Genomic DNA, 12,120 nt, shown 5'->3' with positions numbered 1-12,120 from the left:
GCGCCCGTGCCGGGCCTGCCGCTGCTGATAAGCTGCGGCGACGCTTTTCTCTCCCTCCATCCTGACCAGAATGCCGGCGCCCCGCGCCGGCCGCCGCACGCATGAAGCCGACCGTCATCAGCGCCGATGCCATGTTCGAGGAGTTCCGCGGGTCGCTCCGCTGGGAATGGCTCGCGGGCCTGGGCGCCTCGGAGCGCCAGTTCGACCCCGACGTCATCAGCCGCGCGCAGTCGGCCGCCGACCTGGTCGGCTACCTGAACTACATCCACCCGTACCGCGTGCAGATCCTCGGCGCGCGCGAGGTGGCCTACCTCACGCGCGGCAGCAAGGAAGACTGCGTGCGCCGCATCGGCCGCATCGTCACGCTGGAGCCGCCGATGCTGGTGCTGGCCGACGGCCAGGCCGCGCCCGACGAGCTGCTGTCGATCTGCGAACGCGCCCAGCTGCCGCTGTTTGCCACGCGCGAGTCGTCGGCCTTCGTGATCGACCTGCTGCGCGCCTACCTGTCCAAGCACTTCGCCGAGCGCACCTCGATGCACGGCGTGTTCATGGACATCCTGGGCATGGGCGTGATGATCACGGGCGAGTCGGGCCTCGGAAAGAGCGAGCTGGGCCTGGAGCTGATCTCGCGCGGCAACGGCCTGGTGGCCGACGACGCGGTCGACCTGTACCGCATCAACCAGAACACCATCGAGGGGCGCTGCCCCGACCTGCTGCTGAACCTGCTGGAAGTGCGCGGCATCGGCCTCTTGGACATCCGCGCGATCTTCGGCGAGACGGCGGTGCGCCGGAAGATGCGCCTGAAGCTCATCGTGCACCTCGTGCGGCGCGACAGCTTCGAGCGCGACTACGAGCGCATGCCCTCGGCGCCGCTCACGCAGGACGTGCTGGGCATCCCGGTGCGCAAGGTCATCATCCAGGTGGTGGCGGGGCGCAACATCGCCGTGCTGGTGGAGGCGGCGGTGCGCAACTCGATCCTGCAGCTGCGCGGCATCGACACCTATGCCGACTTCGTGGCCCGCCACCACAAGGCGATGGAAAGCGGGCGCGATCCGGACTGAGGCCGGCAAGAAAAAAGCCCTTCGAAACGAAGGGCTGCTTTCTGCTTTCGCGGGGGGCCGGCGTCAGCGCTTCTTGACGCAGTCGCCGCACAGGCCGTACAGCGACATGGCGTGGTCCTGCAGGACCCAGCCCTTGTCCTTGGCGATCATCTGCTGGCGCCGTTCGATCTCGGCGTCGTAGAACTCCTCGACCTTGCCGCACGAGGTGCAGACCAGGTGGTCGTGGTGCGTGCCTTCGTTCAGTTCGTAGACCGCCTTGCCGCTTTCGAAGTGGCTGCGTTCCAGGATGCCGGCCTGCTCGAACTGCGTGAGCACGCGGTACACGGTGGCCAGGCCGATGTCGGAGTGTTCGTTGAGCAGCACGCGGAAGACGTCTTCCGCGGTCATGTGCCGCTGGCTGCCGGTCTGGAAGATCTCGAGGATCTTCAGTCGCGGCAAGGTGGCCTTGAGGCCGGTGTTCTTGAGTTCGTCGATGTTGGCCATGATGGTTCCTGCGCCCTGGGCTGAGGCCGGGCCTTCAGGCTCGGCCGCTACAATGTTCGATCATATCGCTACCCCCTCTTCTCCCATGCCTGCCATCCTCCAACGCCGGCCCTGGTTGCTGGTTGCTGCCATTGCGGCGACGCTCGCCCTCGGTGCCTGCAGCGGTTTCAGCGAACGCACGCGTGGCGCGCTGTCTGCCGTCACCCCCTACAAAGTCGAAGTGGTGCAGGGCAATTTCGTGTCGAAGGAACAGGTCGCGGCACTCAAGCCCGGCATGTCGCGCCAGCAGGTGCGCGAGATCCTCGGCACCTCGCTGCTGAACGACGTCTTCCACGCCAACCGCTGGGACTACGTCTTCACGATCCGCCGCCAGGGCGTCGATCCCCAGGAGCGCCGCCTGACCGTGTTCTTCAACGGTGAACTCATGGACCGCTTCGAGGGCGATGAAATGCCCAGCGAAGAAGAATTCGTCGCCACGCTCGACACCCGCCGCAAGAGCGGCAAGGTGCCGCAGCTCGAGGCCACCGAAGAAGAGCTCAAAAAATTCGCGCCCAAGGCCGACAAGAAAGCCGACACCACCGGCACCCCGGCAGCCCCCATGCCCGCGCTGCCGGCCGCCTACCCCCCGCTCGAAGCCGCGCGCTGAGCGTGCGCGGCAGGGCTCCGGCGGCGGCCACCCCTCCTGCGGGCGGTGCCCGCCGGACCGGTGGGGTGGCTTTCGTCGGTGTCCATGGCTCCCGTAGGGACTTTTCAACGACCGAATCCCCGTGACTGAACCGACCACCACCCCCACCTCCGATTCTTCTTCCTCCGCTCCCGCGCTGCGCCGGGTGGCGATCGCCGGCGCCTCGGGCCGCATGGGCCACATGCTCATCGAAGCCGTGCGCAATGCGCCCGACTGCCGCCTGGCCGGCGCGCTCGACATCGCCGGCAGCGCCGCCCTCGGCGCCGATGCCGCGGCCTTCCTGGGCTTCACCAGCGGCGTGCCCATCGTGGCCGATCTGCGCACCGGCCTGCAGGACGCGCAGGTGATGATCGACTTCACCCGCCCCGAAGGCACGATGGCGCACTTGGCCGTGTGCCGCGAACTGGGCGTGCAGGCCGTGATCGGCACCACCGGCTTCAGCGACGCGCAGAAGGCCGAGATCGGCGAGATCGCCAAAGACGTCGCCATCATGATGGCGCCCAACATGAGCGTGGGCGTCAACGTCACGCTCAAGCTGCTCGACATGGCCGCCCGTGCGATGGCCACCGGCTACGACATCGAGATCGTCGAGGCCCACCACCGCTTCAAGGTCGACGCGCCCTCGGGCACCGCGCTCAAGATGGGCGAGGTGATCGCCGACGCGCTGGGCCGCGACCTCAAGGACTGCGCCGTGTACGGCCGCGAAGGCATCACGGGCGAGCGCGACCCGTCGACCATCGGTTTCGCCACCATCCGCGGCGGCGACATCGTGGGCGACCACACCGTGCTGTTCGCGGGCATCGGCGAGCGCATCGAAATCTCCCACAAGTCGTCCAGCCGCGTGACCTACGCGCAGGGCGCGCTGCGTGCGGTGCGCTTCCTGAGCGGCCAGCGCAACGGCCTGTTCGACATGTTCGACGTGCTGGGTCTGCGCTAAGCACGCGCACCACAACCAAGGACGCGAATGAGCGTGCTCGAACTGCTGACCCACGGTGACGGCGTCAGCCGTTCGGTGGCCGCGCTGCTGCTCGCGATGTCGATCGCCAGCTGGGTCGTGATCCTCTGGAAAGCTTGGCTGCTGCGCGGCGGCACGCGCGACGTGCTGCGCAGCATCGCGGCGTTCTGGCAGTCGGCCACCCTGGTCGAGGCCGAACAGAAGCTGCAGGCCTTCGACCGCGCCGAACTCGTGCGCCCCGCCGTGGCCGCGCTGCGCCAGGCCGCCACCGAAGCCCCCGGCGGCACGCTGGGCGCCACGGTCGACCGCAACCAGCGCCTCACGCGCGTGCTGCGCGGTGCGCTGCACGGCGCGCTGCGGCGCCTGCAGGCCGGGCAGATCCTGCTGGCCACCGTGGGTGCCACCGCGCCCTTCGTCGGCCTGCTCGGCACCGTCTGGGGCATCTATGGCGCGCTCGCGGGCATCGCGGGCCAGACCGGCGGTTTCACCATCGACAAGGTGGCCGGGCCGGTCGGCGAGGCGCTCGTCATGACGGCCTTCGGCCTTGCCGTCGCCATTCCGGCCGTGCTGGCCTACAACGTGTTCGGCCGCGTCGTGGGCCGCGTCGAGGCCGAGCTCGAAGGCTTCGCGCACGACCTGCTCGGCAGCTTCGGCGAAGCGCCGGCACCCGCCGCACCGCCGCCCGCGCGGCCGATGCCTGTTTAACGCGCAACGCACGCCATGGCCTTCGGACGCACCTCACTGGGCAGCAGCGCCGCAGGCGGCGGGCGAGCCATGGGCGCGGGTGGGCAGCGCCCGCTGTCCGACATCAACGTCACGCCGCTGGTCGACGTGATGCTGGTGCTGCTGGTGATCTTCATCATCACCGCACCGCTGATGGCCAGCTCGATCAAGCTCGACCTGCCGCAGACCGACGCGGGCCAGCCCAACGACACGCCGAAGTTCGTGAGCCTGTCGGTCGATGCCTCGGGCAAGGTCTTCCTGAACGACAAGCCTGTGACCGACGACGAGCTGACCGCCCAGCTCGAAAAGGCCGCCGCCGACAGCAAGGACACCGAGGTGCAGTTGCGCGCCGACCAGACCGTGCCCTACGGCAAGGTGGTGGCGCTCATGGGCATCGCGAACAAGGCCGGGCTGAGCCGGATCGGCTTCGTGACCGAGGCCGAGGCGGCCCCCGCCAAACCGCGCTGAGCTTGCGGGCCCGGCCCGCTCGCCTCAGCCGAGCATCACGGGCTTCGTGTGCCAGATCTCATGCGCGTACTCCGCGATCGTCCGGTCCGACGAGAACGCCCCCATGCCCGCCACGTTGAGGATCGCCATGCGCGTCCACGCCTCCGCATCGCGGTACAGCGCATCGACCTCGGCCTGCTTGGCGACATAGCTCGCGTAGTCGGCCAGCAGCAGGTAGTGGTCGCCCCAGTTCACGAGTGCATCGTAGATGCCCTGGTAGCGCGCCGGCTCGCCCGGCGAGAACGCGCCGTCGCGAATGGCATCGAGCACGCGCTTGAGTTCGGCGTTCTCCTCGTAGATCTCGCGCGGCTGGTAGCCGCGGGCGCGAATGTCGGCCACCTCGGGCGTGGTGTGGCCGAAGATGAAGATGTTCTCGGGGCCGACGTTCTCGCGCATCTCGACATTGGCGCCATCGAGCGTGCCGATGGTGAGCGCGCCGTTGAGCGCGAACTTCATGTTGCCGGTGCCTGACGCTTCCGTGCCCGCGGTGGAAATCTGCTCCGACAGGTCGGCCGCCGGCATGATGATCTCGGCCAGGCTCACGCTGTAGTTCGGCAGGAACACCACCTTCAGCAGCTTGCCCACGCGCGCGTCGGCGTTCACGGTGGCCGCCACGTCGTTGATGAGCCGGATCACCTGCTTGGCCATCGCATAGGCCGAGGCCGCCTTGCCCGCGAACACGACCACGCGCGGCACGATGTCGAGCGGCGTGCCGCTGGCCTGCGCATCGAGGATGCGGTGATAGCGCGCGATCACGTGCAGCACGTTGAGCAACTGCCGCTTGTACTCGTGGATGCGCTTGACCTGCACGTCGAACATCGCGTCGGTGTCCAGGTCGAGCTTCAGGTGCTCGCCGACCCAGTTGGCCAGCCGCAGCTTGTTCTCGCGCTTGGCATGGCGAAAGGCGCGCACGAAGGCGGGCTGCGCGACCATCGGTCGCAATGCCTCGAGCTGCGACAGGTCGCGCCGCCAGCCCTTGCCGATGCGCTGGTCGAGCAGCGCGGCCAGCGGCGGGTTGGCCTGTGCGAGCCAGCGGCGCGGCGTGACGCCGTTGGTCTTGTTGTTGAAGCGTTCGGGAAAGATCTTCGCAAAGTCGGCAAAGATCGACTGCTTCATCAGCTCCGAGTGCAGCCCCGACACGCCGTTCACCGAATGGCTCGCGAGCACCGCCACGTAGGCCATGCGCACGCGGCGCTCGCCGGTCTCGTCGATCAGCGAGAGGCGGCGCACCAGCTCGACGTCCTGGCCGTGCGTCTGCGTCACGGCGGCCAGGAACTTCGCGTTGATGTCGTACAGGATCTGCAGGTGGCGCGGCAGGATGCGGCCCAGCATCTCGACCGGCCAGGTTTCCAGTGCCTCGTGCATCAGCGTGTGGTTGGTGTAGCTGAACACCTTCTGCGTGTGCGCCCAGGCCACGTCCCACGCCAGGCCGTGCTCGTCGAGCAGCAGGCGCATGAGCTCGGGCACGGCCAGCACCGGGTGCGTGTCGTTCAGGTGGATGCTGACCTTGTCGGACAGTTGATCGAAGCTCGTGTGGTTGCGCAGGTAGCGGCGCAGCAGGTCTTGCACGCTGGCGCTGCAGAAGAAGTATTCCTGGTGCAGCCGCAGCTCGCGACCCGAGGGCGTGGAGTCGTCGGGGTAGAGCACGCGCGAGACGTTCTCGGAGTGGTTCTTGCTCTCCACCGCCGCCATGTAGTTGCCGCGGTTGAAGGCCGACAGGTCGATCTCCTCGGTGGCGCGCGCCGACCACAGCCGCAAGGTGTTGGTGGCCTGCGTGCCGTAGCCGGGAATGATGGTGTCGTAGGCCACGGCCAGCACGTCGTGCGTGTCGACCCAGTCGGCCGCGCCGTAGGGCGCGTTCTTGCCTTCGCGCTTTTGCACGTGGCCGCCGAAGCGCACGCGGTAGTTCACCTCGGGCCGCTGGAACTCCCACGGGTTGCCGCGCGTGAGCCAGTAGTCGGGTGTCTCGACCTGCTGGCCGTCGACGATGCGCTGGCGGAACATGCCGTATTCATAGCGGATGCCGTAGCCCATGCCGGGCACGCCGAGCGTGGCCATCGAATCGAGAAAGCAGGCCGCGAGCCGCCCGAGGCCGCCGTTGCCGAGCGCCGCATCGGGCTCGCGCTCGGCCAGCGCCGCCATGTCGACGCCGAAGTCGGCCAGCGCCTCGCGCACGGTGCCGTACAGGTCGACGGCGAGCAGCGCGTTGGTGAAAGTGCGCCCGATGAGGAACTCCATCGACAGGTAATACACGCGCTTGAGGTCCTGCGCGTAGTTGGCGCGCGTGGTCGTCATCCAGCGCTCGACGAGCTGGTCGCGCACGGCCAGCGCGGTGGCGTGCAGCCAGTCGTCTTGGCTGGCGGCCACGGGGTCCTTGCCGACGGCGTAGATCAGCTTGTTGGCCACCGCGCGCTTGAAGGCGGCAACGTCGCGGTCGGGGTGGTCGTAGGCGAAGTCCTTGATCGTCATGGAGGCGTTCCCGGAGTGGGTGGTGGGGTGTGTGTGGGGCGGGGCTTCAGGCCAGCGCCCGTTGGTACACATCGATGTACTGCGCGGCTGCCGTGCCCCAGTCGGCCGGGCGCCGCATGGCGTTGCCGCGCACGCGGCGCCAGTCGGCGGCGCGCTCGTACAGCGCGAAGGCGCGGCGCAGGGCGCGGTCGTAGTCGGCGTCCTCGAAGCGCTCGAACACGAAGCCGGTGGCGGCGCCGCTGGCCATGTCTTCCAGCGTGCAGTCGACGACGGTGTCGGCCAGCCCGCCGACGCGGCGCACCAGCGGCAGGCTGCCGTACTTCAGGCCGTACATCTGCGTGAGGCCGCAGGGCTCGAACAGCGAGGGCACGAGCGTCACGTCGCCCGCGCCGAAGAGCTGGTGCGCCAGCGTCTCGTCGTAGCCGATGGTGACGCTCACCGAGGCGGGCGCCGCCGCCGCACGCTGGCGGAAGGTCTCTTCGAGCCAGCCTTCGCCGCTGCCCAGCAGCGCGAGCTGGCCGCCCTGCGCCAGCAGCGTGTCGAGGCCGCCGAGCACGAGGTGCAGGCCCTTCTGCTCGGTGAGCCGGCTCACCACGATGAACAGCGGCGCGTCGGGGCGCTCGGCCAGCCCCAGCTGGCGCTGCAGCACCGACTTGCAGCGCGCCTTGCCGGCCATGTGGCGGCCCTCGGGCGCCTGGTAGCCCTGCACCAGCGCGGCGTCGGTGGACGGGCTCCAGACCTGGTCGTCCACCGCGTTGAGGATGCCGCTGAGCACGCCGGCGCGCTGGCGCAGCAGGCCGTCGAGGCCGCAGCCCTGCTCGGGGGTCTGGATCTCGAGCGCGTAGGTCGGGCTCACGGTGGTGAGCTGGTCGGCGAAGTACAGGCCCCCCTTCATGAAGGAGATCTGGCCGTGGTACTCCAGCCCGTTCATGTGGAAGGCCGGCGCCGGCAGGCCAAGTTCGGCGAAGTGCCAGGGCGCGAACACGCCCTGGTAGGCGAGGTTGTGCACCGTGAACACGCTGCCCGTGCGCGGGCCGCCCGCGCGCCGCGCGAAGGCCAGGTAGGCCGGCGCGAGCGCCGCGTGCCAGTCGTGCGCGTGCACGATGTCGGGCCGCCAGCCGGGGTCGAGCCCCTGCGCGAGCTGCGCCGCCGCCCAGCCCAGCAGCGCGAAGCGCCGGTGGTTGTCGCCGTAGGGCTGGCGCGTGGTGTCTTCGTAGGGGTTGCCGGGTCGGTCGTAGAGCGCGGGCGCGTCGATCACGTAGGTGGGAATCGGCGGCGCGCCGGCGATGGCGACGTGCCCGGCGCGCAGGCCGAAGCGCTCGCCCCAGGGCGCGGTGAACTCGGCCACGGGCGCTAGGTCGCGCACGCCGGCCACGATGGCGGGAAAGCCCGGCAGCAGCGCGCGCGCCTCCTGCCCCGCGGCCATGAGCGCCAGGGGCAGGGCGCCGGCGATGTCCGCCAGGCCGCCGGTCTTGAGGAGGGGAAACAGCTCGGCGCTGACCTGGAGGATGCGCATGGTGGTGCGGTCGATCAGGCAGCGGTCGAAGGCGCGGGGTCCGGCGCGAGCCGCTTGAGCATTTCGCGCGTGACCAGCACCACGCCCGTTTCCGTGCGCTCGAAGCGCGCGGCGTCGGCCTCGGCGTCTTCGCCGATCACCGTGTCGTCGGGGATCACGCAGGCGCGGTCGATCACCACGCGGTTGAGCCGGCAGCCGCGGCCCACTTCCACGTCGGGCAGCAGCACGGCCTCGTTGATCTCGCAGAAGGAGTGGATGCGCACGCCCGAGAACAGCACCGAGCTGCTCACCTTCGAGCCCGAGACGATGCAGCCGCCCGAGACGATGGTGTTGACCGTCATGCCGTGGCGGCCCTCGCGGTCGAGCACGAACTTGGCCGGCGGCAGCTGCCGCTGGTAGGTCCAGATGGGCCAGTCCGTGTCATAGATGTCGAGCTCCGGGGTGATCGAGGCCAGGTCGAGGTTGGCTGCCCAGAATGCATCAATCGTGCCCACGTCGCGCCAGTAGGCCTTGGCGTCGGGTCCGCGCGAGGCGCGCGTGACGCAGGACATGCTGAACGGATGCGCCAGCGCGCGGCCCTCGGCCACGGCGCGCGGGATGATGTCCTTGCCGAAGTCGTGGCTCGAGTCGGGGTTGGCGTTGTCTTCCTCGAGCAGCCGGTACAGGTAGGCCGAGTCGAAGATGTAGATGCCCATGCTGGCCAGCGCCAGGTCGGGGTGGCCGGGCATGGCGGGCGGGTCGGCGGGCTTCTCGAGGAAGCTGGTGATCTGGCGGCCGTCGTCCACCGCCATCACGCCGAAGGCCGTGGCCTCGTGGCGCGGCACCTCGATGCAGCCGACCGTGCAACCCAGGCCGCGCTCGGCGTGGTCCTTGAGCATGATGGAGTAGTCCATCTTGTAGATGTGGTCGCCGGCCAGCACCACCACGTAGTCGTGCGGCGTGGAGCGGGTCTGGATGATGTCCAGGTTCTGGTACACCGCGTCGGCCGTGCCGCGGTACCAGTGCTCGTCGCCCATGCGCTGCTGCGCGGGCAGCACGTCGACCATCTCGTTGAGCTCGGCGCGCAGGAAGCTCCAGCCGCGCTGCAGGTGGCGCATGAGCGAGTGCGACTTGTACTGCGTGACCACCGCCATGCGCCGGATGCCGGAGTTCAGGCAGTTGGACAGCGCGAAGTCGATGATCCGGAACTTGCCGCCGAAGTACACGGCCGGCTTGGCGCGCCGGTCGGTGAGCTGCTTGAGGCGGGAGCCCCGGCCGCCGGCCAGCACCAGCGCGATGGTGCGGCGGACCAGTTGATGGGCCTGCAGGGGGGGCTGCGGGGCCTGGGTTCCCTGGGTGTTGAGCTTGTCCATCTGTGTCTCCGTTCGTTCGTTCGCTTGTTGAATTCGTCGTCGTCTTCAGAGTGTCCGCACCGAGTCTGGCACTGCGCCGTGGGCTTGGCTCCTACGTTCTTGCAAGCCAGAGGCTCGAAACCGGCACCTCCACCGCGCGGCCCAGCGGGCGGGGCGCGGCGCGCAGGGCGTCGGGGTCTTCGGCATCGGTGGCCAGGCAGCAGCGCCAGTCGCCCTGCGGCAACGTGAAGGCGACGGGGCTCGGCCCCGCATTCACCAGCACCAGCCAGGCGTCTTCGGCATCTCCGAACAGGATCGCAAGGGCCGTGCCTGCGTGCCAGTCGGCCGGCGCCATCGGTTGGCCGTCGGGGCGCAGCCAGCGGATGCCCGGCGGTGCGCCGTCGGCCGTCGGTTCGGCCGGCCACCAGCGCGCGCTGCGCAGCGCCGGCGCCTCGCGCCGCAGCGCGGTGAGCCGCGCGACGAAGGCCGCCAGGCGCGCGCGTTCGCTGGCCGGGTCGGACAGCCCGATCCAGCCGAGCCAGGTGGTCTCGTTGTCCTGGCAGTAGGCGTTGTTGTTGCCGCCCTGGCTGTGGCCGAGCTCGTCGCCGGCCAGCAGCATCGGCGTGCCCTGGGACAGCAGCAGCGTGGCGAGCAGCGTGCGCTGCAGGCGTGCGCGCATCGTGCGCACGGCGGGGTCGTCGCTCGGGCCTTCGACGCCGCAGTTGGTGCTCAGGTTGTGCGCATGGCCGTCGCGGTTGTCTTCGCCGTTGGCGAGGTTGTGGCGCGACGCGTAGCTCACGAGGTCGCGCAGCGTGAAGCCGTCGTGCGCGGTGATGAAGTTGACGCTCGCGGTCGGTGCGCGGCCATCGTGCGCGAAGCTCGCGCTGGAGGCCGTGAAGCGGTGCGCGAAGTCGCCCAGGCCGGCGGCGCCCTCGCGCCCCTGGCGCAGCCAGAAGCCGCGTTGCGTGTCGCGGAAGCGGTCGTTCCATTCGAGCCAGCCCGGCGGGAACTCGCCGAGCCGGTAGCCGCCGGGGCCGAGGTCCCAGGGCTCGGCGATGCGCAGCGTGCGCGACAGCACCGGGTCTTGCGCGATGGCCGCGAAGAAGGGCGCACGCGCATCGAAGCCGCGCTGCGCGTCGCGGCCCAGCACCGGCGCGAGGTCGAAGCGGAAGCCGTCGACGCCCATCTCGCAGGCCCAGAAGCGCAGGCTGTCCATCACCAGCTGCAGCACGCGCGGCTCGCCGAGGTTCAGGCAGTTGCCCGTGCCGGCCCAGTTCTCGTACAGGGCGCGGTCGTCGGGGCGCAGGTGGTAGTACAGGGCGTTGTCGATGCCGCGCAGCGAGAGCGTGGGGCCGAGCTCGTCGCTTTCGGCGCTGTGGTTGTAGACCACGTCGATCACCAGCTCCATGCCGCGCGCATGCACCGCATCGGCCATGGCGCGGAACTCGCTGGCGGGCGTGGTGCCGGGGCGGCCGCTCCAGAAGCGCGCCTCGGGGGCGAACCAGCCGATGGTGTTGTAGCCCCAGTGGTTGGTCAGGCCTTTGGCGAGCAGGCGCTGTTCGTCGGCGCGGTGCTGCACGGGCATGAGGCTGAGGGTGGTGATGCCCAGGCGTTGCAGGTGGTCGAGGACGGCAGGCTCTGCGAGGCCGGCGTAGGTGCCTCTTAGCGGTTCGGGAACGCCGGGGTGCTGGTGGGTGAGGCTGCGGATGTGGAGTTCGTACAGGACGCGGTCGGTGGGGGGGATGTGGGCTTGGCCTGTTGTTTTGGGTGCGTTGCTGGGGGCTGTGACGCGGGCCTTGAGGGCGATGGGGGCGTTGTCTCGGTGGTCGCGTTGGGTCGGGTCTGTGGGGGCGTGGCCCAGGAAGAGGTCGCTGCCGTTGTAGTGGCCGAGGATTTCTCGGGCGTAAGGGTCGAGGAGGAGCTTGGCGGGGTTGAAGCGCTTGCCCTCTTGGGGGGACCAAGGGCCGTGGACTCGGTAGCCGTAGATCAGGCCTGTTCTTGCGTTGGGAAGCAGGCCGTGCCAGATGCCGTCTGTGCACTCTGGGAGCGGTAGGCGCTGTTGTTCGCTCTTGCCTGTGCTGTCGAAGAGGCAGAGTTCTACTTTGCTGGCGGATGGCGCTGTGAGGGCGAAGTTGACGCCTTGATTTGATGGGGTTGCGCCTAGTGGGAGGGGATGGCCTGGGCTCAGCATTTTTTGGGCCTCGCCGTGGGTTTACTTTCCGAGGCCGGGACTCGCCCCGGCGGGCGACTCACTTTCTTTGCTTCGCCAAAGAAAGTAAGCAAAGAAAGGCGACCCCACTGTCTGCGACCCTCCGCTTCGCTACGGGCAACCTGCGGTGCTCGCGTTTCGCGGGGTCTCGCAGAACTCGCTTCGCTCAAACAGCTGCGAG

General features: G+C 69.3%; 10 protein-coding genes. 5 read left to right on the top strand and 5 right to left on the bottom strand.

What is annotated here, in order from left to right:
• Positions 1-101: 101 nt before the first annotated feature.
• Positions 102-1,061 (top strand): HPr(Ser) kinase/phosphatase, encoded by a 960-nt coding sequence (gene hprK / locus AC1RL8_RS26230; protein ID WP_062481041.1) that lies wholly within the window; start codon positions 102-104, stop codon positions 1,059-1,061.
• Positions 1,062-1,124: 63 nt separating this feature from the next.
• Here the strand turns inward: hprK and fur are convergent, their stop codons facing one another.
• On the bottom strand, positions 1,125-1,544 hold the full coding sequence (gene fur, locus AC1RL8_RS26225; RefSeq protein ID WP_062481042.1) for a ferric iron uptake transcriptional regulator: 420 nt from the start codon (positions 1,542-1,544) through the stop codon (positions 1,125-1,127).
• An 85-nt stretch (positions 1,545-1,629) separates the two neighbouring features.
• On the opposite strand from fur, the gene AC1RL8_RS26220 reads away from it, so the two are divergent.
• From AC1RL8_RS26220 to AC1RL8_RS26205, 4 genes are all read left to right on the top strand, one after another.
• Positions 1,630-2,190 (top strand): outer membrane protein assembly factor BamE, encoded by a 561-nt coding sequence (locus tag AC1RL8_RS26220; RefSeq protein WP_062481043.1) that lies wholly within the window; start codon positions 1,630-1,632, stop codon positions 2,188-2,190.
• A 175-nt stretch (positions 2,191-2,365) separates the two neighbouring features.
• A complete protein-coding gene (dapB, locus tag AC1RL8_RS26215; protein WP_492686735.1) occupies positions 2,366-3,166 on the top strand; it encodes a 4-hydroxy-tetrahydrodipicolinate reductase in 801 nt (266 codons plus the stop codon).
• 27 nt (positions 3,167-3,193) lie between these two features.
• Complete coding sequence (locus tag AC1RL8_RS26210; protein ID WP_095743304.1) at positions 3,194-3,889, top strand: MotA/TolQ/ExbB proton channel family protein; 696 nt, start codon at positions 3,194-3,196, stop codon at positions 3,887-3,889.
• 15 nt (positions 3,890-3,904) lie between these two features.
• Positions 3,905-4,375, top strand: a complete 471-nt coding sequence (locus AC1RL8_RS26205) for an ExbD/TolR family protein (protein WP_095743305.1) — start codon at positions 3,905-3,907, stop codon at positions 4,373-4,375.
• Positions 4,376-4,399: 24 nt separating this feature from the next.
• Here the strand turns inward: AC1RL8_RS26205 and AC1RL8_RS26200 are convergent, their stop codons facing one another.
• The 4 genes from AC1RL8_RS26200 to glgX form a co-directional block, all read right to left on the bottom strand.
• Positions 4,400-6,883, bottom strand: a complete 2,484-nt coding sequence (locus AC1RL8_RS26200; protein ID WP_492686683.1) for a glycogen/starch/alpha-glucan phosphorylase — start codon at positions 6,881-6,883, stop codon at positions 4,400-4,402.
• A gap of 46 nt (positions 6,884-6,929) precedes the next feature.
• On the bottom strand, positions 6,930-8,399 hold the full coding sequence (gene glgA, locus AC1RL8_RS26195; RefSeq protein WP_492686684.1) for a glycogen synthase GlgA: 1,470 nt from the start codon (positions 8,397-8,399) through the stop codon (positions 6,930-6,932).
• A gap of 14 nt (positions 8,400-8,413) precedes the next feature.
• Positions 8,414-9,751: a glucose-1-phosphate adenylyltransferase gene (gene glgC, locus AC1RL8_RS26190; protein WP_492686685.1), complete on the bottom strand. Its 1,338-nt coding sequence runs from the start codon at positions 9,749-9,751 to the stop codon at positions 8,414-8,416.
• A gap of 91 nt (positions 9,752-9,842) precedes the next feature.
• Entirely contained in the window at positions 9,843-11,921 is a 2,079-nt protein-coding gene (glgX, locus tag AC1RL8_RS26185; RefSeq protein ID WP_492686686.1) for a glycogen debranching protein GlgX, read from the bottom strand.
• Positions 11,922-12,120: the final 199 nt, after the last annotated feature.

The organism is Variovorax sp. GW822-FHT04E09, assembly GCF_058800845.1.
Note: the sequence above shows the minus strand (reverse complement) of the source record. Positions and strands in the feature narration are given on the sequence as shown.

What these genes read in the sequence shown, in the direction of transcription:
- hprK (WP_062481041.1), top strand. Translation starts at nt 102, where the DNA reads ATGAAGCCGACCGTCATCAGCGCCGATGCCATGTTCGAGGAGTTCCGC.
- AC1RL8_RS26220 (WP_062481043.1), top strand. Translation starts at nt 1,630, where the DNA reads ATGCCTGCCATCCTCCAACGCCGGCCCTGGTTGCTGGTTGCTGCCATT.
- fur (WP_062481042.1), bottom strand. Translation starts at nt 1,544, where the DNA reads ATGGCCAACATCGACGAACTCAAGAACACCGGCCTCAAGGCCACCTTG.
- AC1RL8_RS26210 (WP_095743304.1), top strand. Translation starts at nt 3,194, where the DNA reads ATGAGCGTGCTCGAACTGCTGACCCACGGTGACGGCGTCAGCCGTTCG.
- glgX (WP_492686686.1), bottom strand. Translation starts at nt 11,921, where the DNA reads ATGCTGAGCCCAGGCCATCCCCTCCCACTAGGCGCAACCCCATCAAAT.
- AC1RL8_RS26200 (WP_492686683.1), bottom strand. Translation starts at nt 6,883, where the DNA reads ATGACGATCAAGGACTTCGCCTACGACCACCCCGACCGCGACGTTGCC.
- glgA (WP_492686684.1), bottom strand. Translation starts at nt 8,399, where the DNA reads ATGCGCATCCTCCAGGTCAGCGCCGAGCTGTTTCCCCTCCTCAAGACC.
- glgC (WP_492686685.1), bottom strand. Translation starts at nt 9,751, where the DNA reads ATGGACAAGCTCAACACCCAGGGAACCCAGGCCCCGCAGCCCCCCCTG.
- AC1RL8_RS26205 (WP_095743305.1), top strand. Translation starts at nt 3,905, where the DNA reads ATGGCCTTCGGACGCACCTCACTGGGCAGCAGCGCCGCAGGCGGCGGG.